The organism is Pseudoxanthomonas sp. JBR18 (genome assembly GCF_028198165.1).
Taxonomy (GTDB): domain Bacteria; phylum Pseudomonadota; class Gammaproteobacteria; order Xanthomonadales; family Xanthomonadaceae; genus Pseudoxanthomonas_A.
In genome coordinates, this window is the sequence record NZ_CP116339.1 from 1,592,831 (window position 1) to 1,616,120 (window position 23,290).

Annotated in this window: 19 protein-coding genes and 1 pseudogene; 14 read left to right on the forward strand and 6 right to left on the reverse strand. The window is 66.7% G+C overall.

The window, feature by feature from the left end:
- The first annotated feature begins 23 nt into the window (after window positions 1-23).
- From PJ250_RS07250 to PJ250_RS07280, 7 genes and pseudogenes are all read left to right on the forward strand, one after another.
- Window positions 24-823: pseudogene (locus tag PJ250_RS07250) on the forward strand (ferredoxin--NADP reductase).
- Window positions 824-910: 87 nt separating this feature from the next.
- Window positions 911-1,273 (forward strand): hypothetical protein, encoded by a 363-nt coding sequence (locus PJ250_RS07255; RefSeq protein WP_271647914.1) that lies wholly within the window; start codon window positions 911-913, stop codon window positions 1,271-1,273.
- Window positions 1,274-1,318: 45 nt separating this feature from the next.
- Window positions 1,319-1,945 carry a hypothetical protein gene (locus tag PJ250_RS07260; RefSeq protein WP_271647915.1) on the forward strand — a complete coding sequence of 209 codons (627 nt, stop codon included), beginning with the start codon at window positions 1,319-1,321 and terminating at the stop codon, window positions 1,943-1,945.
- A complete protein-coding gene (locus PJ250_RS07265) occupies window positions 1,942-2,136 on the forward strand; it encodes a type II toxin-antitoxin system RelB family anti-toxin (RefSeq protein WP_130534184.1) in 195 nt (64 codons plus the stop codon). The genes PJ250_RS07260 and PJ250_RS07265 overlap by 4 nt, the downstream gene beginning before the upstream one ends.
- A 90-nt stretch (window positions 2,137-2,226) precedes the next feature.
- On the forward strand, window positions 2,227-3,687 hold the full coding sequence (locus PJ250_RS07270; protein ID WP_271647916.1) for an alpha/beta hydrolase: 1,461 nt from the start codon (window positions 2,227-2,229) through the stop codon (window positions 3,685-3,687).
- Window positions 3,684-4,430: an ABC transporter ATP-binding protein gene (locus tag PJ250_RS07275; RefSeq protein WP_271647917.1), complete on the forward strand. Its 747-nt coding sequence runs from the start codon at window positions 3,684-3,686 to the stop codon at window positions 4,428-4,430. Before PJ250_RS07270 ends, PJ250_RS07275 begins: the two co-directional genes overlap by 4 nt.
- Complete coding sequence (locus tag PJ250_RS07280) at window positions 4,427-5,608, forward strand: ABC transporter permease (RefSeq protein WP_271647918.1); 1,182 nt, start codon at window positions 4,427-4,429, stop codon at window positions 5,606-5,608. Before PJ250_RS07275 ends, PJ250_RS07280 begins: the two co-directional genes overlap by 4 nt.
- A 79-nt stretch (window positions 5,609-5,687) precedes the next feature.
- Here the strand turns inward: PJ250_RS07280 and PJ250_RS07285 are convergent, their stop codons facing one another.
- The 6 genes from PJ250_RS07285 to rpmH form a co-directional block, all read right to left on the reverse strand.
- Window positions 5,688-6,719: an energy transducer TonB gene (locus tag PJ250_RS07285; protein WP_271647919.1), complete on the reverse strand. Its 1,032-nt coding sequence runs from the start codon at window positions 6,717-6,719 to the stop codon at window positions 5,688-5,690.
- Window positions 6,720-6,812: 93 nt separating this feature from the next.
- Complete coding sequence (gene mnmE, locus PJ250_RS07290; protein ID WP_271647920.1) at window positions 6,813-8,144, reverse strand: tRNA uridine-5-carboxymethylaminomethyl(34) synthesis GTPase MnmE; 1,332 nt, start codon at window positions 8,142-8,144, stop codon at window positions 6,813-6,815.
- Entirely contained in the window at window positions 8,144-10,840 is a 2,697-nt protein-coding gene (locus PJ250_RS07295; protein ID WP_333909507.1) for a polysaccharide deacetylase family protein, read from the reverse strand. The genes mnmE and PJ250_RS07295 overlap by 1 nt, the downstream gene beginning before the upstream one ends.
- 108 nt (window positions 10,841-10,948) lie before the next feature.
- The gene (yidC, locus tag PJ250_RS07300) at window positions 10,949-12,709 is read right to left on the reverse strand and encodes a membrane protein insertase YidC (protein WP_271647921.1); all 1,761 of its coding nucleotides are present in this window, start codon (window positions 12,707-12,709) and stop codon (window positions 10,949-10,951) included.
- 13 nt (window positions 12,710-12,722) lie between these two features.
- Window positions 12,723-13,163, reverse strand: coding sequence for a ribonuclease P protein component (gene rnpA / locus PJ250_RS07305; protein ID WP_271647922.1), 441 nt, complete (start codon window positions 13,161-13,163; stop codon window positions 12,723-12,725).
- Window positions 13,164-13,254: 91 nt separating this feature from the next.
- Window positions 13,255-13,395 carry a 50S ribosomal protein L34 gene (gene rpmH / locus PJ250_RS07310; RefSeq protein ID WP_014162171.1) on the reverse strand — a complete coding sequence of 47 codons (141 nt, stop codon included), beginning with the start codon at window positions 13,393-13,395 and terminating at the stop codon, window positions 13,255-13,257.
- Window positions 13,396-13,592: 197 nt separating this feature from the next.
- Between rpmH and dnaA the strand changes: the two genes are divergently transcribed.
- From dnaA to PJ250_RS07345, 7 genes are all read left to right on the forward strand, one after another.
- Entirely contained in the window at window positions 13,593-14,927 is a 1,335-nt protein-coding gene (dnaA, locus tag PJ250_RS07315; RefSeq protein ID WP_271647923.1) for a chromosomal replication initiator protein DnaA, read from the forward strand.
- A gap of 293 nt (window positions 14,928-15,220) precedes the next feature.
- The gene (gene dnaN / locus PJ250_RS07320; RefSeq protein ID WP_271647924.1) at window positions 15,221-16,324 is read left to right on the forward strand and encodes a DNA polymerase III subunit beta; all 1,104 of its coding nucleotides are present in this window, start codon (window positions 15,221-15,223) and stop codon (window positions 16,322-16,324) included.
- Window positions 16,325-16,408: 84 nt separating this feature from the next.
- Window positions 16,409-17,491, forward strand: a complete 1,083-nt coding sequence (gene recF, locus PJ250_RS07325) for a DNA replication/repair protein RecF (protein ID WP_271647925.1) — start codon at window positions 16,409-16,411, stop codon at window positions 17,489-17,491.
- A gap of 125 nt (window positions 17,492-17,616) precedes the next feature.
- On the forward strand, window positions 17,617-20,085 hold the full coding sequence (gene gyrB / locus PJ250_RS07330) for a DNA topoisomerase (ATP-hydrolyzing) subunit B (RefSeq protein WP_271647926.1): 2,469 nt from the start codon (window positions 17,617-17,619) through the stop codon (window positions 20,083-20,085).
- Between the two features lie 32 nt (window positions 20,086-20,117).
- Entirely contained in the window at window positions 20,118-20,930 is an 813-nt protein-coding gene (locus PJ250_RS07335) for a CPBP family intramembrane glutamic endopeptidase (protein ID WP_271647927.1), read from the forward strand.
- Between the two features lie 50 nt (window positions 20,931-20,980).
- Complete coding sequence (locus tag PJ250_RS07340) at window positions 20,981-21,793, forward strand: M48 family metallopeptidase (protein ID WP_271647928.1); 813 nt, start codon at window positions 20,981-20,983, stop codon at window positions 21,791-21,793.
- Window positions 21,794-21,943: 150 nt separating this feature from the next.
- Window positions 21,944-23,131, forward strand: a complete 1,188-nt coding sequence (locus PJ250_RS07345) for a heme biosynthesis protein HemY (protein ID WP_271647929.1) — start codon at window positions 21,944-21,946, stop codon at window positions 23,129-23,131.
- Window positions 23,132-23,290 lie beyond the last annotated feature (159 nt).

Here is a 23,290-nt window from a genome sequence, read left to right on the forward strand (position 1 = left end):
CGCTTGACAGTCGACCGCCTATTATAGGCGTCCCGTCCGGCGCGCCCGGGCATCACACCGTTCCATCGCCTTGGCCATCGTCCAGTTTCCGCTCAAGCTCGTCGAACGGCGCATGATCGCGCCGAGTGTGGGCCATTACGTGTTCGCGCGCGATGACGGGCAGCCGTTTGCCTTCACCGCCGGGCAGTTCCTGCAGGTGCATTTCGACTATGCCGATGGGACCGCGACGCGGCGCAGCTATTCGCTCGCCAACGTCCGCGCGCCGGACGCCACCGCCGATCCCCAGGTCGAGATCGCGGTGAGCTATGTGCCTGGGGGTGCGGCGACGGCCTTGTTCGAGGGCCTGGAGATCGGCGAGACGATCCAGGCCAGCGGGCCATTCGGACGGTTCTGCCTGCAGCCCGGTGACCAGAACGCACGTTACGTGCTCATCGCCACCGGCACCGGCGTGACGCCCTATCGCTCGATGCTGCCCGCGCTGGACGCGCTGATGTCCACGCGCGAGGTCGAGGTGGTCCTGCTGCAGGGCGCACGAACGGTGCAGGAGATGCTCTACCACGACGAGTTCCGCGCCTTTGCCGATGCGCATCCGGGCTTCCGTTACCTGCCCTGCCTGTCGCGCGGCCTGCCCGGCCAGGCCCATCCGGAGATGCGCCACGGCTACGTGCAGCAGGTTCTGCCGGAGATTGCACCGGACCCGGCCCGCGATATCGCCTACCTGTGCGGCAATCCGGACATGGTCGATGCCTGCTTCGAGGCGCTGAAGGAGGCCGGCCTGCCGGTCCCGCAGGTCCGTCGCGAGAAGTACGTCAGTTCGAAGTAGTCGGCGACATGTAAAGCACACTTGACACGCGCAGAGAGCGGCGTGCAGGATGGTGTCAACTTTCCTTGACACGGCGATCTTCCGCACATGCTCTCCGGCAGCACACTCCATCTCCATCAAGTCCTGGTCGGGCTTGCGCTTGCCGCGGGCGCCATCAAGCTGGCTTCGACGGGTTATCTGGTGCGCCATGCGGCGCATGCGCCGCAACGCATGCAAACTGCACGTGGCGTGGCCATCTGGCATGCAAGCAAGTGGTCGGCGCTCGTCTTGGTGTTGGCGGCCTTCCTGGACGCATGGCTGAGCGGAAGCCACGCAGACGCGCTGCGCTTTGGTGCCTTGCTCGCTGCTGTGATCGTCCTGATGCCGGTTCTGCTCCAGCTGCGCAGGCGCGGCCGGTGGCTCGGAATTGCGCATGCACTGCAGCGCACCTTCGCACGGGCGCGCCGTTGATGGACCTGTTGTTCACCCGTCTCCCTGCCCTTCGGATGACCTCCCGTGAATGACATCCGTCCCCCCCGCTCGCTGCGCTGGCGCCTGCCACTGATCGCGGCCTGCGTGGTGCTCAGTGCGATCTTCGCGTTTGTGCCGGGCCTGCTGCCTGCCTCCCAGCACGAAACGATGCGCGGCATGGCCGCCGGCATGGCCAGCGTGTTCGCCGTTGTGCTGCTGGTGCTGGCCGTGCCAGCCGCGCGCCGTACCTACTTCCAGCTGTTGGAGACGCGCGAGTCGGGCTGTGCACGTGACAGGCGCGTGGCCTGGCTGTCCTGGGCCGCGGTGGCGCTTTACGTGGCCACCTTGGTGCTGGCGCGGTGGGCGGTGCCGCACGCGGCCACGCCGGCCACGGTCATCGGCCTGGGCCTGCTGCCGCTGCTGGCCATGGGCCTGTATACCGCGGCCATGGTGCTGCACCTGCGCCAGCTGGACGAGTTGATGCGCAAGATCGAGATGGAAAGCTGGGCGTGGGCGGCGCTGGTGGTGGCGCAGGTCTACTTCGCCGCCTGGGTGTTGCTCAAGGCCGGCGTGGTCCATGTGGATGCCAGCAACGCGTTACTGTGGCTGGGCGTCTGGCTGTTGATCGTGCGCACCGGCTTCTACGTCCGCTTGATGCGGAAGTACCTGTGAACAGCCGCGTGCGCGAACTGCGCGAGGCACGGGGCTGGTCGCAGGCGGCGCTGGGGGAGCGCCTGGGGGTTTCGCGCCAGACCATCAATTCCATCGAGACGGGCAAGTACGACCCCAGCCTGCCGCTGGCCTTCCAGATCGCCCGGCTGTTCGGGGAGCCGATCGAGGCGATCTTTCTGTTCGAGCCGTAATCCGCGGCCGGGCCTTCTGTCACATCTGCCGGTCCGCGGCGTCATGTCAGCATCCAACACCGGATCGTGATCTACCAAGGAGAGAGTCCCATGCAGCAACGATGGTGGTTTCCCGTCCTGCTTCTGGCCGCCTGCGCGCCCGCGGCCCAGGCCAGGACCCTGGGGAAACTGGAATTCAAGCCCTGTGCGCTCAGCAGCCCGCTGATGCCCACGGTGGTGGAGGCGCAGTGCGCCACCCTGCAGGTGCCGGAGGATGCCAAAGCCCCCCAGGGCCGCAAGATCGGCCTGCGCATCGGCTGGATCCCCGCCGAGCAGGACGCCTCGGCCGCGCCCGATCCGGTCTTCATGATTGCCGGCGGCCCCGGGCAATCGGCGCTGGACAGCTATCCGCAGGTGCAACCGGCCTTCGCCAAGGTCACCAAGCTGCGCAACATCATCCTGGTCGATCAGCGCGGCACCGGCGGCTCCAATCCGCTGCAGTGCCCCGAGCCTGAGAAGGCCTTGAACACCGACACCGCACAGGGCGCTGCTGACTATGCGCGGACCTGCATGCAGATCCTGGAAAAGAAGGCCGACCTGCGCGACTACACCACCGGCGATGCCATCGCCGATCTGGACGCCGTGCGCCAGGCGATCGGCGCGGACACCATCGACCTGGTCGGCGTGTCCTACGGGACGCGCGTGGCGCAGCAATATGCGGCCACCTATCCGACTCACACCCGGGCGGTCGTGCTCGATGGCGTGGTGCCCAACTCGCTGGTGCTGGGCAATGAGTTCGCCAAGAACCTGGAGGACGCGCTGGACCTGCAGTTCGGCCGCTGCGCCAAGACGCCGGGCTGCACCGCCAAGCTGGGGGATCCGCGTGAGCGGCTCAATGCCTTGATGCGCACCCTGAAGGACGCGCCGCCAGAGGTGGATTTCCGCGACCCCGTCACCGGCCAGGCACGCCACGAGACCCTGCATGCCGGCGACGTGGCGATGCTGGTGCGCATGTCCGCCTACATGCCGCTGATGTCGGCCACCTTGCCGCTGCAGTTCGCCGAAGCCGCGCAGGGGCGCTACGACACCCTGGCGGCCACGGCCAGCATGATCGGCGGTTCGCTCTCCGATGCGATGGCCATGGGCATGCAGTTGTCGGTGATCTGCGCCGAAGATGCCGACGAGCTCAAGGAGGATCCGACCCAGGACGGCTCGCTGCTGGGCAATACGATGGTCGATGCGCTCAAGGCGCAATGCGCGGTGTGGCCGAAGGGCACGCGCGCGGCCGACTTCCGCAAGCCGCTGTCCGCCGACGTGCCCACGCTGCTGCTTTCAGGTGAGTTCGATCCGGTCACCCCGCCACGCTACGGCAACGAGGTGGCCAAGGCGCTGCCCAATGCCCGCCACCTGGTGCTCAAGGGCCAGGGTCACAACGTGATCGCGGTGGGCTGCACGCCGCAGCTGCTGGGCGAATTCCTCGACAAGCGTGATCCCAAGGCGCTGGATGCCAGCTGCCTGGACAAGCTGACCTATACCCCGCCGTTCACCGGCTTCTATGGATGGGATCCATGATCACCCTGCAGAACCTGCACAAGACCTTCAAGACCAAGAAGACCGAGGTCAAGGCCGTCAGCGGGGTGGACTTCACCGCTGCCGATGGCCAGATCACCGGTCTGCTCGGCCCCAACGGCGCCGGCAAGACCACGACCCTGCGCATGCTCTACACCCTGATGCAGCCCGATAGCGGCCAGGTGCTGGTCGACGGCGTGGACGTGGCCGCCGACCCGGAAGCCGCACGCCGCGCCCTGGGCGTGCTGCCCGATGCGCGTGGCGTCTACAAGCGCCTGACCGCGCGCGAGAACATCGCCTACTTCGGCGCGCTGCACGGGCTGGACAAGGCCACCATCGATGCACGCACCGAGCGCCTGGTGCAGGCGCTGAACATGCAGGACTTCATCGACCGCCGCACCGAGGGCTTCAGCCAAGGCCAGCGCACCAAGACCGCCATCGCCCGCGCCCTGGTGCATGACCCGCGCAACGTGGTCCTGGACGAACCCACCAACGGCCTGGACGTGATGACCACCCGCGGCCTGCGCGAATTCCTCAAGCAGCTGCGCGGCGAAGGGCGCTGCGTGGTGTTTTCCAGCCACATCATGCAGGAGGTCGCCGCGCTGTGCGATCGCATCGTGATCATCGCCAAGGGCACCGTGGTGGCCGCCGGTACGCCGGACGAGCTGCGCGCGCTCTACGGCGAGGACAACCTGGAGGAGGCCTTCGTCAAGGCGATCGGTTCTGAGGAGGGCCTGCTGGCATGAACAGTCTGAAGACACTGTGGGTCGTGATGCGCAAGGAGCTCAAGGACTTCTTCCGCGACCGTCGTACCGTGATGCTGTCGTTGGGCTTGAGCCCGATCCTGGTGCCCGTGTTGTTGATCGGGATCTTCACCCTGACCGAGCACCGGATCAACGACCTCACCGACAAGCCGTTGGACCTGCCGGTGATCGGCCGCGACAACGCCCCCAACCTGGTGGCCTGGCTGGAAGGCCAGAACGTGGCCATCAAGCCGGCACCCAAGGACGTGGCCGATGCCATCGGCTCGCAGCGGGCCGATGTGATCCTGCGCATCGGCGATGACTACGGCGAGAAGTGGCGCAAGAGCGAGCCGGCCCCGGTGGAAATCCTCAGCGACTCGACCCGACAGAACGCCGAGGTGCCGGTCAAGCGGTTGAAGGCATTGCTTGGCGCCTACAACGGTCAGGTCGGTGCGCTGCGCCTGCTGTCCCGCGGCGTTAGTCCCGCCGCCGCCGCGCCGCTGCAGATCAGCGATACCGACATGGCCTCCGAGGCCGCCAAGCGCGGGCGCCTGGTCGGTATCCTGTTGCCTTACCTGCTGATCCTCAGTGCGTTCATCGGTGGCGCCTATCTGATCATGGACGGCACCGCGGGCGAGCGCGAGCGGCAGTCGCTGGAACCGCTGCTGGCCACGCCGGCCGCACGCGGCGCGGTGGTCAGCGGCAAGGTCGCCGCGGCGTGCGCGGTGGCCTTGCTGTCGCTGGCGCTGACCCTGCTCGGCTTCAAGCTGGCGGCGGTCTTTTCGCCCACCGTGGGGCGGCAGCTGGTGGTGAGCTTCGGCACGATCGTGGTGCTGCTGCTGATCCTGATGCCGATGGTCTTCATCGGCACCACCCTGCTGACCTTCCTGTCGGCCACGGCCAAGAGCATGAAGGAGGCGCAGAGCCACATGAGCTATCTCATGCTGCTGCCGATGCTGCCTTCGATCATTCTGATGGTGAATCCGGTCAAGACCCAGCTGTGGCAGTTCGCCGTGCCGTTCCTGGCGCAGAACCAGCTCATCCTCAAGGTGGTCCGTGGCGAGGTGGTCAGCGTGGTCCAGTGGGCCATCTACCTGGGCGCGAGCTTCGGCCTGGCCGCGGTGATGTGGCTGCTGGCGGTGCGACGCTACCGGGGCGAGCAGTTGGCCATCTCCGGCTGACAGCGCATCGGACTGGGGAACAAAAAAGGGCCGGGGAATTCCCCGGCCCTTTGCGTTGATCGGCGCGGTGCGCGGCGCCTCAGCCCGGCTTGAACACGATGGTGCGCCGCGTGGTCATGGTGCTGCCGATCGGCTCGAACTTCCAACGGCGCACGGCGTTGATCGCCTCGCGATCGAACACGCGCGTGGGCGTGGCCCGGACCACGCGGGCATTGGACACCGACCCGTCCGGGCCGACGGTGATCTCCACGACCACCTCGCCACTGGTCCCGGCGCGGAAGGCGTCGGGCGGATAGCGCGGCGCCGGCGCACTGACGATGCGCAGTTCCTGCGCGGCCTGGGCGGCGGCCACCGGGGCCGGCGGCGGTGGTGCGGGCTGGGGTGCTGGAGTGGCGGGCTGTTTCTGCTGGGCGGTCCGCTGCGCTTCGGCGGCACGGGCAGCCGCGGCCTGACGCTCCTGTTCGGCCTGTTGCGCCTGCTGAGCGGCCAGCGCCGCGGCAGCCTGCCTCTGCTGTGCCGCCTGTTCGGCCAAGCGCTGAGTCTCCTTGGTCTTGGCTTCAGCCGCGGCCTTGGCCTTGGCCTCGTCGCTGACCACTTGCTGGGCGGCAAGCTTCTCCCCGGCCTCGATGGCATGGGTCAGGCGCGGCAGCGACGGCGCCTTGGGATCGGCCTTGGCGATCAGCCCGGCCAGACGCTCGGCTTCGCCGAAGTCCTTGCGGTTGATGCTCTGCTCGGCGGCAATGACCGTGTAGGGCATCAGGTCGGTCAATGCGCTGGCGGTGGCCGCATCGTCGGGCTGCTTGTCGCGCAGGACCAGGTAGTACTCCACGGCGTTGTCGCCGCCCGGCGCGTAGATACGGTTTTCGCTGAGTGCCTTGCGCGCGGCTTCGCGCAGGTCGTCGACGCTCATCGCCTTGACCTGGGTGGAGGCCTCGGCGGCGGGGCGGGTGGCATCGGCCGGGGCAGGCGTGGATGAGGTCTGCGCTGCGGTCGGCGTGCTGGCTGCCTCCCCCGTCGCGGTCTCCGGCTGCTTCGGCGAACAAGCCGCCAACAGACCGAGCAGCGAGAACGCTGCCACGGGCCGCAGAGCGGTCGGTGTGTGCTTGGACATCTGGTGATTTCCCCTGGGTGCGCACTTCTTGACGAATGCCTGCGCCTGAAAAGTCGCGGCAAGCACCTGGTGTTGTCAACAGGCGAGGGCCAGCTACTTGCCGATGCAGAACGTGGAAAAGATCCTGCCCAGCAGCATGTCCGGCGAGATCTTCCCCGTGATCTCCCCCAATGCATCGTGGGCAAGCCGCAATTCTTCAGCGGCCAGCTCAAGAGTTTCGTGATCCACTTCGCGTTTTGCATGATGCACGTGCGCCAACGCCTGGTCCAGCGCCAGCACGTGCCGGGCCCGGGCGGAGAACTCGCCCTCCGCCGCGTCGCCGGCCTCGCCGGTGACCAGCGCCTGCAGCGCGTCCACGACCTGGCCGATCCCCTCGCCGCTCCGGGTCGACATTCCGTAGGCGCCGTCCGGCACGCGATGAGCCGGGAGCAGATCGAGCTTGTTGTGCAGCCAGAGCTGGCGCGTCGTCGGATCCAGCACATCGGCCACGGCGGCCGCGCCGGCCTGCGGGTCGGCGGCGTCGACCACCACCAGGGCGACATCGGCCCGCTGCAGTTCCTCCCCCGCGCGGCGCATGCCTTCGCGTTCGATCGCATCGCCGCCCTCGCGCAGTCCGGCGGTGTCGACCAGGGTCAGCTCCAGGCCATCCAGGCGGATGGTTTCGTGCAGGGTGTCGCGCGTGGTGCCCGCCACGTCGGTCACGATCGCCCGCTCGCGCCCGGCCAGTGCGTTGAGCAGCGAGCTCTTGCCGGCGTTGGGCGGGCCGACGATGACCACGTGCAGGCCATCGCGCAGGCGGCGGCCACGCTCGGCCTGCGCCAGCAAGGTCTGCAGGTCCTGGGTCAGGGCTTGGAGCCCGCGCTGGACGGCGGCAAAACCCAGGGTGTCCAGCGACTCATCGACGAAGTCGATCGCCGCCTCTACGTGGATCCGCAGGCGCACCAGCTGTTCGGAGGCGGCGTCCACCTTGCGCGAGAACACGCCGTCCAGCGACCTGCGGGCCGCGCGTGCCGCGCGCAGGTCGGCGGCGGCGATCAGGTCGGCCACGGCCTCGGCCTGGGCCAGGTCCAGCTTGCCGTTGAGGAAGGCGCGCTCGGAAAACTCGCCCGGCCGCGCGGTGCGCGCGCCCAGCGCGCAGGCCCGCTCGACCAGCGCCCGCAGCACCACCGGACTGCCATGGGCTTGCAGCTCGACCACGTCCTCGCCGGTAAAGCTGGCCGGGGCCGCGAATGCCAGGGCGATGCCGTCGTCGATCACCGTCCCGTCGCCATCGAGCATCCGGACGTAGCGCGCCTGGCGCGGCTGCAGTCCTGGCGCGCCCATGGCCGCGGCAATCTGCAGTGCCTGTGGCCCGGACAAACGCACGATGCCGACCCCGCCCGCACCGGCGGCGGTGGCCACCGCCGCAATGGTGTCGGTGTGCATCACAGCTGCTCGAGCTGGCTGCGCACATGCGCCGATGCGTCGCCATCGGGCTGCAGCGCCAGGTACGTGGTGTAGGCCTTGCGCGCACGCACGGGGTCGCCCGCCTTGGCGTAAGCGTCGCCCAGGTTGAGGTAGGCCACCGCACGCGAGGGATCGATCTTCAAGGTGTTCTCCAGCCAGCGTGCCGCTTGCGCGTATTGACCCTGCCGGTAATACACAAAGCCCAGGTTGTTGGCCGCCAGGGCGAAGTCCGGACGCAGCTTGAGCGCTTCGGTGAACTGGGCCGCGGCCTCGTCGTAACGCTTTTCGCGATAGAGCTGCAGGCCGCGGTCGTTGGCGCGCTGGGCCAGCTGCCGGTCGCTCTGTTTGACCGCAGTGGGCAGGACCAGACTGGCGGTGCCGCCTTGCAGGTCGTTCACCTTGACCGGTGCCGGACTGGGCTGGCCGGGCTCGGTTGCGGCAGCGGGGCGCGAGGCATCGACACGGTCGTTCAAGGCGATGGCCTCGGCCGACAGCTGGGTGGTATCGGCGGTCAGGAACTCCTCGCCTTCCGGCACCTGGAACACGAACTCCCCTCCTTGCGAGCCCGGCAAGCTGCCAAACGCGGGGGTCTGCGCCGACACCGCCGACACCGCGGGCGCAACATAGGCGGCCAGCTCGGTGCCGGTGATCAGGCCATCGCCGTTGAGATCGCCCTTGCCCGACAGTGCCTGCAGCAGCACCCAGGTAAACACCGAATGGCCGCTGGGTCCGCTGTCGGCCACCTGCTGGTCGGCACCGCCGGCGGTGAGCATCTGCCGGGCGATGCGGCGGGCGTTTTCGCGCAGGTACGCCGATGACGACGGCCCGCCGCGGGTCAGCCCCAGGCCGCTGTAGCAGGCGTCCATCACGAACAGCACGTGCTTGGCTTCCAGGCTCTCGGCGATGTTCTGGATCTCGGTCATCGGGATGGCGTCGGTGGCCAGTTCATCAGGCTGCGCGTCGGCCGGGATGATGTAGCCCAGGTCGCGGCCGGAGGCCAGCTTGCGCGTGGCGCCGTGGCCTGCGAAGAACACGAACACCCGGTCGTTCTTCTGCGCGCGGCCATCGGCCAGGCGGTCGTGGAAGGCGGCCAGGATGTTGTTGCGCGTGGCCTGCCCGTTCTTCAGCACGATCACCTGCGAGCTCGGAAACTTGAAGGCACCGGTCAAGGTCTCGGCCACGGCCTGCGCGTCGTTGGCGGCGTACTCCAGCCTGGGCCAGTGCGCGTAGTCGTCGATGCCGATCACGATCGCCCAGGATTTTTCGTAGCCGGTGGTGACCGTGGCCGTGCTGGCCGCGCGATTGCGCGCACGCGGCACGGTGAACTCGCGGCCGTTCCAGCCGGCAAATTGGTAGCCGTCGGCGATCAGCCGGTCCAGGATCTGCGGCAGCGCCTTGACCGCGCGGTCGTGGATGTCATGGAACAGGATGATCCCGCGCTGCTGGTGGTTCACCTGGTCCAGCACGCGCTGGACGATGGACTCGGGCACCGGGTCGGCCCAGTCCAGCGAATCGATGTTCCACATGATCGATTTCAGCCCTGCCGCGCCCAGCACCTGCAGGCCTTCGGCATTACGCGCGCCATAGGGAAAGCGGAACAGGGGCGCACGCTTGTCGTCTACCGCGCGCAATAAAGCATCGGTATCCAGGACCTGATGCTTGAGCGCATCGCCGGTCTGCTTGGAGAGCTGGACATGGGTCAAGCTGTGGTTGCCGACCGCGTAACCGGCCTCCATGAGGTTGCGGCTGACCTTGGACAACGGCGCCAACTCGGTCTTGCCATCGGCATCGAGCTTGCCTAGGTTGCGGCCGACTTCAAAGAACGCGCCGGGCACGTCGTAGCGCTGCAGGATGGCCACGATCTCATCGGTGTATTCACGATGCGGGCCATCGTCGAAGGTCAGCACCACGGTCTTGGCCGGCAGGTCGGTGCCGAAGATCTCGCGGTCGCTGTCCTTCATCGACATGGGATAAGGCTGGATCACCCCGTAATCGCGCAGGATGCGGTCCCGGTCATAGATCGTGCGCAGGTGCGCCACGTAGTCGGCCCACTTCTCGCGCTTGAGCGGAATCGCACGGGTGCGGTCGAAGCGGCTGAAGATGCGGGTGAGTTCGTCGTTGTAGTTGCGCTCGATCTCATCCAGCGCCTCCAGGTCTTCACCGATGCGCTTGTGCAGCTTGACCGCCGGCAAGGCCGAATCCTGGCCCACGCGTTCATGCAGATCGCGCAGCGTTTCGCGGAAGGCCAGGCGATCGGCGTCGAACAGGTCCGGTGCCGATTCCACCTCATCGAGCACCGTCGACAAGGTGTCGAAGCGGCCTGGGCCTGCGCTGGATAGCAAGGCGTCAAAGCGCTTGGACACCGCCTCACGCTGCTCCAGACCTTCATGAAAAAGCTGCTGGCCCACGCTGTTGGCTGCTTGCTCGGTCGACTGCGCTGGGTCATCGAGCAGCACGATGATCTTGCGCTGGCGTGCGAGCTGTTCGCGCAGCATCCCAATCAACGCCGTGGCCTGCGGATCGACGGCAGGCGAGGCGGCAGCCGCGTTCGACGTCGCCGCGCCCGTCGCGGCGGCCGCTTCCACCGGAGGCGTGCGATGGCAGGCACACAGCGCAAGGCTGACGGTCAGCAGCAGCCCACCGCAACGTGTGGCCAGGGGTGAGAGGTTTTTCATCAACAGGCGTCCAGGCATCGGGCGGCAGCGCCGCTTTTCCAGAGGTTACATAACGAAAGCCCGCCTTGCGGCGGGCCTTCGTCCAATCTCATGCAGGGCGGCGCGGGCTTACTTGCCCTTGTCCGCGTCTTTCCCATGGCCCTTGCCATCGGTGCCGGGCTTGGCCAGCGCCGGCTGGCCGTGGGTCTTGCCCATCCACCACTGCTGCAACAGGCTCAGGCTGCCGTTGGTGACCCAGTACAGGACCAAGCCCGACGGGAAGAAAGCCATGGTCACGCCGAAGATCAGCGGCATGAACTGCATCATCTTGGCCTGGGTCGGATCCATGCCGGCGTTGGGCGTGAGCTTCTGGGTGAGGAACATCACCGCCACATTGATGATCGGCAGGATGAAGTACGGGTCACGCGCGGTCAGGTCCTGGATCCACAGGATCCACGGCGCCTGGCGCAGTTCGACCGACTCGTTGAGCACCCAGTACAGGCACAGGAAGATCGGCATCTGGATCAGCACCGGCAGGCAGCCGCCCATCGGGTTGATCTTCTCCTTCTTGTACAGGTCCATCATGGCCTGCTGCAGCTTGGCGCGGTCATCGCCGTAGCGCTCGCGCAGCTGGGCGATGCGCGGCTGGAACCGGCGCATCTTGGCCATCGACTTGTATTGGGCCGAGGACAGCGGGAACAGCACCAGCTTGATCACCACCACCAGGCCGATGATCGACCAGCCCCAGTTGCCCAACAGGGTATGCAGGTGGCTGAGGATCCAGAACAGCCCCGAGCCGATCACCGCCAGCGGCGCGAAGCGACTGTAGTCCACCGCGCTGTCCAGCCCGGCGATGCCGGAAGCGTGAATGGCCTTGACCAGCTTCGGGCCGACCCACAGACGCGCATCGGTGGCGCTGGTCTGGCCCGGCGCCACGGTCAGGCTGGGGCCGGTCTCGCTGATCAGGTAGCGGTGGGTGCCGCGCACGGTGCGCTCATCCAGCGACACCAGGGCCGGCTGCTTGGGATCGGGCACCCAGGCACTGAGGAAGTGATGCTCAAGCATCGCCACCCAACCGCCTTTCATGTCGTGGTTGAGCTTGCCGTCTTCCAGGTAGTCCTCGCCGAACTTGCGCCGTTCGTAGGCACCGCTTGCCGTGCGCCAGGCCGAGCCGACCAGGCTGAAGCTGTGCGGGTTGGTGAACCCCCCCTTGACCGGCGGCGGGGGGGTGCGCTCGAGCTGGCGGTAGACCACGGCCGTCCACGGCGCAGCGCCGCTGTTGGTGATCTGGTCGGACACCCCGACCAGGTAGTCCCCGCGGTGCACGGTGAAGGTGCGCACGATCCGCACGCCGTTGCCTTCCCACACGAAGGGAATGCTCAGGCTGTCCTGGCCGGCGGCCAGGCGGTAGTCACGCTGCGACTGTTCGGGGCGGAACACTGCGTCCGGCCCCGGCGCGGTCCCGGCCTGGTTGGTCCAGGCCAACCCGGCGATATAGAGGTGAGCCGGGTTGTCGTCGAACAGTTCCACCGGCGGCGAGCCGGCGTCCTTGGTCTGCGGGTACTGCAGCAGCTGGGCGCGCAACACCTTGCTGCCATCGATGGCCAGCTTGAGGGTGTCGGTGGTGACCGTGACCGTGGTGGCCTGGGAGGCCGGCGCGGCGGCGGCAGCGTTGGCCGGGTCGGTGGCCTGCGCCGCGGTGGCGGTCGACGGCGTGGCCAGCCCCTCGGTGCTGGGCACGCCGTTGCCGGCATCCGGCACGTTCGCCGTCTCGGCGGCGACCGGGGTGACGGGCTGGTCCTGGGCGGTCTTCCACTTGCCCCACTCCATCCACAACAAGGTCGCCACCATCAGCCAGGCGAAGATCAGGAAAACACGGGTCTGGTTCATCAGGCAGGCAGTCTCAACCGGTTGCAGCGTCCGGCGTGGAATGGGAAGAAGGTGGCGTCATCTGCGCGGGGCGCATTGTGCCGTCGGGGCCCGGAGCGGGCAACGCACCGGCGCGTTGCAACAGGCCGTCGAAGGCCGCGCGCAGCTGCGCGGGCGAGGCCTTCGCCGCCGGTGGGCGGGCCACCAGCACGTAATCGCCCGCGGGCAGACGCGGACGCAGGGAACGGAAATATTCGCGCAGCGCACGCTTGATCCGGTTGCGGCCGACTGCATGTCGGTCGACCTTGCGCGACACGGCCAGTCCCAGCCGGGCGCCCTCGCCGCCCGCCGCGAAATGCAGGGCCAGCATCGGCGCCGCCGTGCGACGTGCGACATCGAACACCCGCGCATACTCCGCCGACGTCCGCACGCGGGCGGATCGGGGAAAGGTGCGACGGGTCGATTCAGGACTCATGGCACGACAAAGCCCGCACCGTTGCGCGGCGCGGGCTTGGTGTGCAAACGCAATGCGGTGGCGGAGCCGCGCGCCGGGCGCGGCACCGGCATCAGGCGCAGAGCGTCTTGCGGCCCTTGGCGCGACGACGGGCGAGAATCTTGCGGCCGTCAGCGGTCTTCATGCGGGCACGGAAGCCGTGGTCGCGCTTGCGCTTGAGGTTGCTGGGCTGGTAGGTGCGCTTGGTGGCCATGGGGCACTCTAAGGCGTATGCGTGGAAAGAACCGGAAATTCTACGGGGCGATATTTCCGCGCGTCAAGTCTGGCTGTGGATGAGACTGTGGATGAGCCGTGGGTAGGTCCATCGGGCGTGGTAACCTGCCCCGCCCATTTTCCCACGTGCCACGCTGGTTCCGCGACGGATCCGGCGGGGTCGGATGATTGATCTCAATGGAAGCCTGGCCCCGCTGTCTCGAACGCCTGGAAGCCGAACTGCCGGCCGAAGACGTCCATACCTGGCTCAAGCCGCTGCAGGCCGAACAGCGTCCCGACGCGGTCGTGCTGTACGCGCCCAACGCCTTCATCGTCGACCAGGTGCGCGAGCGCTACCTGCCGCGCATCCGCGAACTGCTCGACCACTACGCCGGTTCGGCGCAGGTGTCGCTGGCGGTCGGGTCCCGGGCCAAGGCGCCCGAGCCGGCCACGCAGGCGCCCGCCCCGGCCTCGCTGGGCACCACGGCCACCGCCTCGTCCGAGCCGTTCGCCGGCAACCTGGATTCGCACTACACCTTCGATAACTTCGTCGAGGGCCGCAGCAACCAGCTGGGACGCGCCGCCGCCTGGCAGGCCGCGCAGAAGCCCGGCGACCGCTCGCACAACCCGCTGCTGCTGTACGGGGGCACCGGCCTGGGCAAGACCCACCTGATGTTCGCCGCCGGCAACGAGCTGCGCCGGCAGAACCCGGCTGCGCGCGTGCTGTACCTGCGTTCGGAGCAGTTCTTCAGCGCCATGACCAAGGCGCTGATCGAACGCTCGATGGACCAGTTCAAGCGCCGCTTCCAGCAGGTCGATGCGCTGCTGATCGACGATATCCAGTTCTTCGCCGGCAAGGACCGCACCCAGGAAGAGTTCTTCCACACCTTCAACGCGCTGTTCGATGGCCGCCAGCAGATCATCCTGACCTGCGACCGCTATCCGCGCGAGGTCGAAGGCCTGGAGCCGCGACTGAAATCGCGCCTGGCCTGGGGCCTGTCGGTGGCCATCGACCCCCCGGACTTCGAGACCCGCGCGGCGATCGTGCTGTCCAAGGCGGCCGAGCGCGGCACCCACATCCCCGACGATGTGGCCTTCCTGCTGGCCAAGAAGATGCGCTCCAACGTGCGCGACCTGGAAGGGGCGCTCAACACGCTGGCCGCGCGCGCCAACTTCCTGGGTAAGGCGATCACGCCCGAGTTCGCCCAGGAGACCCTGCGCGACCTGCTGCGCGCCCAGCAGCAGGCCATCGGCATCCCCAACATCCAGAAGACCGTGGCCGACTACTACGGCCTGCAGATCAAGGACCTGCTGTCCAAGCGCCGCACGCGCTCACTGGCGCGTCCGCGCCAGATGGCCATGGCCCTGACCAAGGAACTGACCGAACACAGCCTTCCCGAGATCGGCGATGCCTTCGCCGGGCGCGACCACACCACCGTGCTGCACGCCTGCCGCCAGATCCGCACGCTGATGGAGTCCGACGGCAAGCTGAAGGAAGACTGGGACAAGCTCATCCGCAAGTTGAGCGAATGAGGCGCGCCCCGCGCCCGGCCAGTGGCTATGCTGTGCGCACCACGCCGGGGCTGAACAAGCAGTGGGTGGCAGGGGGTCCAAGCTGTGGATAAGAGGTGGATGGAATCGAAGCGCAAAACTGTCCACAGCTTTTCCCGCAGGAAGTACCGCCGCTATGCACCGGGTTTCATTGCTAAAAAGTGGATACGAAACAGCAAGTTAGGTGAGTTTTACCGTTAAGTGCGGGCCACCATCACCACCAGCTTTTAAGATTTATACACTTCTAAAAACCTAGAGCACCGGGACATCACACGATGCGTTTCAGCCTTCAGCGAGAAGCTTTCCTCAAACCCCTGGCGCAGGTCGTCAATGTTGTGGAGCGTCGTCAGACCCTCCCCGTGCTGGCCAATTTCCTGGTGCAGGTGCAGAACGGCCAGCTTTCCCTGACTGGCACCGATCTGGAAGTGGAGATGATCGCCCGCACCGCGGTCGAGGATGCCCAGGACGGGGAAACGACGATTCCGGCGCGCAAGCTGTTCGAAATCGTGCGCGCCCTGCCCGACGGCAGCCGGATCACTGTCACCCAGACTGGGGACAAGATCACCGTGGCCGCTGGCCGCAGCCGGTTCACTCTGGCGACTCTGCCAGCCAATGACTTCCCCTCCGTGGACGAGGTCGAGGCGACCGAACAGGTCACCGTGCCGGAAGCGGCGCTGAAGGAGCTGATCGAACGCACCGCGTTCGCCATGGCCCAGCAGGACGTGCGCTACTACCTCAATGGTTTGCTGTTCGACTTGCGCGATACCGCGCTGCGCTGTGTGGCGACCGATGGGCATCGCTTGGCGCTGTGCGAGTCGGGCCTGGAGACCGGCGGTAGCCTGACCAAGCGGCAGATCATCGTGCCGCGCAAGGGCGTGACCGAGCTGCAGCGCCTGCTGGAAGGCGGGGACCGTGTGCTGGAGCTGGAAGTGGGCCGTAGCCACATCCGGGTCAAGCGCGACGATGTCACTTTTACCTCCAAGCTGATCGATGGACGCTTCCCCGATTACGAGGCGGTGATCCCGATCGGCGCGGATATCGAGGTGAAGCTCGACCGTGAAGTGCTGCGTGCCGCGTTGCAGCGCGCCGCGATCCTGTCCAACGAGAAGTACCGCGGCGTGCGTGTCGAGGTGTCGCCGGGACAGTTGAAGATCAGCGCCCACAACCCCGAGCAGGAAGAAGCGCAGGAAGAAATCGAGGCGGACACCAAGGTGGACGGCCTGGCGATCGGCTTCAACGTGAACTACCTGCTGGACGCGCTGTCCGCCCTGCGCGGGGAACACATCGTGATCCAGCTGCGTGACGCCAATTCTTCAGCTCTGGTGCGGGAGGCCGGCAGTGACCGGTCCCGGCATGTGGTCATGCCGCTGCGCCTCTGACGCGACGCAGTTCCACGTGAAACACCCTGCAACGCCCGGATTCGTCCGGGCGTTGCGCTTTCCATCCCAGGCAGACGGTTCGATATGCAGGTCAGGCGACTCACAGTGGCAGGTCTTCGGCGATTCGAACACGTCGAGCTAGCTCCTGCCCCGGGTTTGAATCTCATCACCGGCGATAACGGGGCCGGCAAGACCAGCCTGCTGGAAGCGCTGCATCTGATGGCCTGGGGACGGAGCTTCCGCGGGCGTGTTCGCGACGGGCTGATCAGGACGGGGGCGACTGCGGTCGAAGTCTTTGTCGAGTGGGACGAAGGGGCCGAGGCGCGGGTGCGCCGTGCGGGACTGCGTCATTCGGGGCAGGAGTGGACAGGCCGCCTGGACGGGGAGAAGGTTCACCAGCTCGGCGATCTGTGCGCGGCGCTCGCGGTCGTGAGCTTCGAGCCCGGCAGCCACGCGCTGGTCACTGGCGGCGGCGAACCGCGTCGTCGCTTTCTGGACTGGGGCCTGTTCCACGTGGAACCTGACTTCCTGCCGGTCTGGCGGCGTTACAACCGCGCCTTGAAGCAGCGCAACGCGCTCCTGAAAGCCGGTGGATCCACGCATCAGCTGGACGCCTGGGACGCGGAGCTTGCCGATAGCGGCGAAAGCCTCACCCTGCACCGTCTGGCTTACCTGGAGCGCCTGTCTCCCGTGCTCCAGCAGGCGGCTGGCGACCTGGTCGGCATGCTGGGCGAAGCCGCGCTGCAGTTCTCACCCGGCTGGAAACGGCAGGAACTCGGGCTGGCGGACGCGCTGTTGGTGAACCGCGAGCGGGATCGTCAGTTTGGCCACACCGGCGTTGGACCGCATCGCGCGGACTGGCATGTCGGCTACGCGACCCTGCCCCAGCGCGAACCGTTGTCCCGGGGGCAGGCCAAGCTCACAGCCCTGTCCTGCCTGCTCGCACAGGCAGAAGACTATGCCTCGGTCCGCGGTCAATGGCCCATCGTCGCCCTGGACGACCTGGCCTCGGAACTGGATCGCCGCCATCAGGCGGCCGTGCTGGCGCGGTTGCAGGCCACCGGCGCCCAGATCTTCCTTACCGGGACCGAGCCGCCCCCTTCCCTGGATCCGACGACCGTCCAGGCGCGGTTCCACGTGGAACACGGACAGGTCACTGCCCCGTAACCTGCTATCCGGTGTTCTGAGGGGTACCGAGGGCGCAGTGGTACAATTCACGTTCCCTTTCAAAGCCCTGGACCTGCCCGCACGCCTTGCGGGGTCGGGACGCGGCGCAGGCGATCGATACGCGAATGACCGAAGAGACCACCCCCGCCGTCCCCAGCCCGAACGGCAATTACGACGCCAACAGCATCACGGCCCTGGAAGGCCTGGAGGCGGTGCGCAAGCGTCCAGGCATGTACATCGGCGATGTCCATGATGGCACTGGCCTGCACCATATGGTCTTCGAGGTCGTGGACAACTCGGTGGACGAGGCGCTTGCCGGCCACGCCGACAGCGTCGAAGTCGTCATCCATGTGGATGGCTCGGTCTCGGTCTCGGACAACGGGCGCGGCATTCCGGTCGGCAAACACGCCCAGATGAGCGCCAAGCTCGGGCGCGAGGTCTCCGCGGCCGAGGTCGTGATGACCGTGCTCCACGCCGGCGGCAAGTTCGACGACAACAGCTACAAGGTGTCCGGCGGCCTGCACGGCGTGGGCGTCAGCGTGGTCAACGCACTGTCGGAAAAGCTGTTGCTGGACGTGTTCCAGGGCGGTGCGCACTACCAGCAGGAATTCAGCAACGGTGCGGCCGTCGCCCCGCTCAAGCAGATCGGCGAAACCACCAAGCGCGGCACCACGGTGCGCTTCTGGCCTTCGACCGTCGCATTCCACGACAACGTCGAATTCCATACCGACATCCTGGCCCGGCGCCTGCGCGAACTCTCCTTCCTGAACTCCGGCGTCAAGATCGTCCTGATCGACGAGCGTGGTGAAGGCCGCCGCGACGATTTCCACTACGAAGGTGGCATCGCCAGCTTCGTCGAGCACCTGGCCAAGTCCAAGAACCCGCTGCACCCCCACGTCATTTCCACCACCGGTGAGCACAACAACATCACCGTGGAAGTGGCCCTGCAGTGGACCGACTCCTACCAGGAAACGATGTACTGCTTCACCAACAACATCCCGCAGAAGGATGGCGGCACGCACCTGGCCGGCTTCCGCGCCGCCCTGACCCGTGTGCTGAGCAATTACATCGAGCAGAACGGTATCGCCAAGCAGGCCAAGATCAGCCTCACCGGCGATGACATGCGCGAAGGCATGATCGCGGTGCTGTCGGTCAAGGTGCCCGACCCGAGCTTTTCCTCGCAGACCAAGGAGAAGCTGGTCAGCTCGGACGTACGCCCGGCGGTCGAAAACGCCTTCGGTGCCCGCATGGAAGAATTCCTGCAGGAAAACCCGAACGAAGCCAAGGCCATTGCCGGCAAGATCGTCGACGCCGCCCGCGCCCGCGAAGCCGCGCGCAAGGCGCGTGACCTCACCCGCCGCAAGGGCGCGCTGGATATCGCCGGCCTGCCGGGCAAGCTGGCCGACTGCCAGGAGAAGGATCCTGCGCTGTCGGAGCTGTTCATCGTCGAGGGCGACTCGGCTGGCGGCTCGGCCAAGCAGGGCCGCAACCGCAAGAACCAGGCTGTGCTGCCGCTGCGTGGCAAGATCCTCAACGTCGAGCGCGCGCGTTTTGACCGCATGCTGGCCAGCGCCGAGGTCGGCACGCTGATCACCGCCCTGGGGACCGGTATCGGCAAGGACGAGTACAACCCGGACAAGCTGCGCTACCACCGCATCATCATCATGACCGACGCGGACGTGGACGGCTCGCACATCCGCACCCTGCTGCTGACCTTCTTCTACCGGCAGATGCCCGAGCTGATCGAACGCGGCCATGTGTATATCGGCCTGCCACCGCTGTACAAGCTCAAGCAGGGCAAGAGCGAGCTGTACCTCAAGGATGACGCGGCGCTCAACGCCTACCTGGCCAACAGTGCGGTCGAAGGCGCAGCCCTGGTCCCGGCCACGGACGAGCCGCCGATCTCCGGCGAGGCCCTGGAAAAGCTGTTGATCCTGTTCGCCAATGCGCGTGACACCATTGCGCGCAATGGGCATCGCTACGATCCAGCACTGCTGGAGGCGCTGATCGACGCCGCGCCCTTGGACGCCCTTCAGCGCGCTTCCGAAGACGACCAGCGCGTCCAGCTCACCAGCCTGGAGCGGGCGCTCAACAGCGCCAGCATCGGTAGTCCTCGTTACACTCTGGAGCTGCAGCAGGCCAATGATCAGCGCCCCGCGGCCCTGCTCGCAACCCGCCGGCACATGGGCGAGGAGCTGACCCAGGTCCTGCCCCTGTCGGCCTTCGAGTCGGGCGAGTTGCGCTCGGTGCGTGACGTCGCCGCCCAACTCCATGGCTTGGTCCGTGAAGGCGCGCAGATCCAGCGCGGCAATCGCAGCCAGGAGGTCACCACCTTCGCCCAGGCGCAAGCCTGGCTCCTGGACGAAGCCAAGAAGGGGCGCCAGATCCAGCGATTCAAGGGCCTGGGCGAAATGAATCCGGAGCAGCTGTGGGACACCACGGTCAATCCCGATTCCCGACGCCTGCTGCAGGTGCGGATCGAGGACGCGGTGGCGGCCGACCAGATCTTCAGCACGCTGATGGGCGATGTGGTCGAACCGCGCCGCGAGTTCATTGATGCCAATGCGCTGAAGGTGTCCAACCTCGACGTCTGACGCCGCGCTCGCGCACGCAAGCCCGCGTCGTCATGGTCCCCACGCCATTAGACCCGCCCCCGCTGCCGCTGGGCCGTGCCCTGCGACGCTTTGCACTGGACGTGCTGATCGTGTCGGTGTTGTTCGCCCTGCTCTCGCTGCTGGGCGGCGTGGGCTGGGGCGTGTGGCGCGGCGTGATGATCGCGCTGCACGGCGAAGCGAGCGGCCAGGACGCGCATGCCATCATGGCCGCGGTCGGCCAGCCCGGGCCACTGGCCACGATGCTCCTGAGCATCGTCGGGGTGGGTGGAACGGCCTTGATTGCCCTGCTGTGGCGCGCCCCGCCCCGGGCGTCCGAGCGCCAGGTTGCGCGTCAGGCCATGCGTCTGCCCGCCACGTGGTTGTTGGCGCTGATGGCCGGCAGCGTGGCGATCCTGTGCAGCATCGTCGTCGGCCAGGTCGCGGCCTCGATGCAGGAACAGCTGGATCCATCGAACATGAGCCTGGTGCGCGGCACGCTGGGGCGCTACCCCGCGCTGCTGGTGCTGTTCGCGGTGATCCTGGCGCCGATCTACGAGGAGGTCCTGTTCCGCCGCGTGCTGTTCCGTCGGCTGTGGCAGGACGGCTGGCCGATCCTGGGCATGGCGGCCAGCGGGCTGCTGTTTGCCTTCATGCACGAGCCTCCGCTGCTGGGCGGCAAGTCCCTGGCCGCCGCGCTTCCGCTGTGGGCGGTCTACACGGCGATGGGCATCGTCTTCGCCTGGGTCTATCGTCGCACCGGGTCCCTGGCCGCCTCCATCCTGGCCCACGGACTCAATAACGCGTTCGCGATCGGGATGATGCTGGCGTTCGGCATCTCCACCTGATCAATGGCGTTGACGCCGATTTCAGCACGGCATGGCAAGACTGACACGCTATGACAAACTCAAAAACTCGCCTTCGCTCAGCCCTAACCGGCCTTTCACTCGCCCTGCTGGTGACGGCCTGCGCGACCACTACCTCTTCGACCGGCCGCCGCCAGCATGTGGGCGGGGTGTCCGAGCAACAGCTCGAACAGCTGGGCGCACAGGCCTTCGCCGAGGCCAAGCAGAAGCAGGCCCTCAGTCGTGATCCGAAACAGAACGCCTATGTGCGCTGCGTCGTTGACACCCTCGTCGCCCAGCTTCCCGCCCAGCAGCGCGGGATCGGCTGGGAGGTGGCGGTGTTTGCCGACCCGGAGGCCAATGCCTTCGCCCTACCCGGCGGCAAGGTCGGCGTGAACACGGGTATTTTTCCGGTGGCCAAGACACAGGATCAGCTCGCCGCCGTTGTCGCCCACGAAATCGGGCATGTGGTCGAACATCATTTCGACGAGCGTCTGACCAACCAAGTTGGCGCCTCCACGGCACTGCAGGTTCTCGGGGCACTGGCTGGCGACTACGGCAGCCTGGTGACACAGGGCGGCGGCATCGCCGCCAATACCTTGTTCCTGCTCCCCAATTCCCGAGCGCAGGAAAGCGAAGCGGACATCGTGGGCCAGCGCCTGATGGCCCAGGCCGGATTCGATCCACGCCAGGCGGTGACCCTGTGGCAGAACATGCTGGCCGCTGGCGGCAACCGTCCGCCCGCGTGGCTGTCCACGCATCCCGATCCCCAGGCGCGAATCCGTGAACTGGGGAGCCGCGCGGCCAGCCTGACCCCGGTCTGGGAGCAGGCCCGCGCCGCCGGCAGGCGTCCCACCTGCAGCTGAAAACCGCGTGCGGTCCTACGCATCGGGTTAACAACGAAATCCGTACACATTGTTAAGACGATTCTGCTAGTTTCGCCGGCCCGGTCGATTCCCGGCCCGTCATCCAGCCCCCCGCATCCACGCTGCACCGATCCATGTAAGAGGTGATCCATGTCCTTGCGCACTCCGAAACACGCCTTGCTCTCCCTGGCCGTCATTGGCCTGCTCGCCGGTACCGTTGCGGTCGACGCTTCGGCGCAGACGCGTGAGCGCGCAGAACGCAGCAAGAAGGGGGGCGACTCCAAACAGGAGGAGATGTACCCCAACGCCACGCGCAAGGCGCCGGAAGCCAAGAACTCGCGCAAGATGGCGTCCAAGGCCAGCAAGATGATCGACGCCTACAACGACCAGGACTGGGCCAAGGCCCGAACCGACGCCGACGAGATCATCGCCAACAGCGACTCGAACGATTACGACAAGGCGCTGGCCGCGCAGATCGCCTCGCAGGCCGCGTACAACACCGACGACGAGGCCGCGACCAAGGCCTATCTCAAGCAAGCCATCGACCTCAACGCCCTGGACAACAACGGCCACTACCAGGCCATGTACATGCTCGCCCAGCTGCAGCTGCAGGACGAGCAGTACCAGGAAGGCCTGGCGACGCTCGACAAGTACATGACCGAGACCCAGTCCACCAAGCCGGAGGATCTGGCGCTCAAGGGGCAGGCGCTCTATCAGGCCGAGCGCTACGCCGAAGCGATCCCGCCCATGAAGCAGGCCATCGAATCCTCGCCCGAGCCCAAGGCGCAGTGGGTGCAGGTGCTGATGGCCAGCTACGACGCCAACAACCAGAGCGGCGAGGCGCTGAAGCTGGCCGAGCAACTGGCGGCCAAGTCACCGGACGACAAGAACGCGCAGATGAACCTGGCGGTGATGTATTCCCAGAACGACCAGCCCGACAAAGCAGCCGCGATCCTGGACAAGCTGCGTACCTCGGGCAAGCTGACCGATCCCAAGGAGTATCGCCAGCTGTACGCCACCTACAGCAACATGGACGGCCACGAGAAGGACACCATCGCGGTGATCAACGATGGCCTGTCCAAGGGCGTGCTGCAGCCGAACCTGGAGGTCTATCAGATTCTGGCGCAGTCGTACTACTATTCGGATCAGCCTGCACAGGCCATCGATGCCTGGCAGAAGGCGGCTCCTTTGGACAGCACGGGCGAGACGTACCTCAATCTCGCACGCGTGCTGATGCAGGAGAATCGTCCCGCAGAGGCCAAGAAGGCCGCCCAATCTGCGCTGGACAAGGGGGTCAAGAAGCCGCAGGACGCGAAAGCGATCATTTCCGCGAAATGATCGTTTGAAACCGCTTTCAAGACAGCGAATAACTGTTGTCAAAGCGGCGAGAAATTGGGTTAAGCTGGGGATTCCCCTGCACTTCTGCAGTGGAATCCAACCGAACCGACACCGGTGTGTGTACTCCACGCACACCCCGTTTCCATTGAGTCCACTGGC

What these genes read in the sequence shown, in the direction of transcription:
- PJ250_RS07340 (WP_271647928.1), top strand. Translation starts at nt 20,981, where the DNA reads ATGACAAACTCAAAAACTCGCCTTCGCTCAGCCCTAACCGGCCTTTCA.
- PJ250_RS07255 (WP_271647914.1), top strand. Translation starts at nt 911, where the DNA reads ATGCTCTCCGGCAGCACACTCCATCTCCATCAAGTCCTGGTCGGGCTT.
- recF (WP_271647925.1), top strand. Translation starts at nt 16,409, where the DNA reads ATGCAGGTCAGGCGACTCACAGTGGCAGGTCTTCGGCGATTCGAACAC.
- PJ250_RS07270 (WP_271647916.1), top strand. Translation starts at nt 2,227, where the DNA reads ATGCAGCAACGATGGTGGTTTCCCGTCCTGCTTCTGGCCGCCTGCGCG.
- PJ250_RS07275 (WP_271647917.1), top strand. Translation starts at nt 3,684, where the DNA reads ATGATCACCCTGCAGAACCTGCACAAGACCTTCAAGACCAAGAAGACC.
- PJ250_RS07295 (WP_333909507.1), bottom strand. Translation starts at nt 10,840, where the DNA reads ATGAAAAACCTCTCACCCCTGGCCACACGTTGCGGTGGGCTGCTGCTG.
- dnaN (WP_271647924.1), top strand. Translation starts at nt 15,221, where the DNA reads ATGCGTTTCAGCCTTCAGCGAGAAGCTTTCCTCAAACCCCTGGCGCAG.
- PJ250_RS07345 (WP_271647929.1), top strand. Translation starts at nt 21,944, where the DNA reads ATGTCCTTGCGCACTCCGAAACACGCCTTGCTCTCCCTGGCCGTCATT.
- rpmH (WP_014162171.1), bottom strand. Translation starts at nt 13,395, where the DNA reads ATGGCCACCAAGCGCACCTACCAGCCCAGCAACCTCAAGCGCAAGCGC.
- PJ250_RS07335 (WP_271647927.1), top strand. Translation starts at nt 20,118, where the DNA reads ATGGTCCCCACGCCATTAGACCCGCCCCCGCTGCCGCTGGGCCGTGCC.
- yidC (WP_271647921.1), bottom strand. Translation starts at nt 12,709, where the DNA reads ATGAACCAGACCCGTGTTTTCCTGATCTTCGCCTGGCTGATGGTGGCG.
- dnaA (WP_271647923.1), top strand. Translation starts at nt 13,593, where the DNA reads ATGGAAGCCTGGCCCCGCTGTCTCGAACGCCTGGAAGCCGAACTGCCG.
- rnpA (WP_271647922.1), bottom strand. Translation starts at nt 13,163, where the DNA reads ATGAGTCCTGAATCGACCCGTCGCACCTTTCCCCGATCCGCCCGCGTG.
- mnmE (WP_271647920.1), bottom strand. Translation starts at nt 8,144, where the DNA reads ATGCACACCGACACCATTGCGGCGGTGGCCACCGCCGCCGGTGCGGGC.
- PJ250_RS07280 (WP_271647918.1), top strand. Translation starts at nt 4,427, where the DNA reads ATGAACAGTCTGAAGACACTGTGGGTCGTGATGCGCAAGGAGCTCAAG.
- gyrB (WP_271647926.1), top strand. Translation starts at nt 17,617, where the DNA reads ATGACCGAAGAGACCACCCCCGCCGTCCCCAGCCCGAACGGCAATTAC.
- PJ250_RS07285 (WP_271647919.1), bottom strand. Translation starts at nt 6,719, where the DNA reads ATGTCCAAGCACACACCGACCGCTCTGCGGCCCGTGGCAGCGTTCTCG.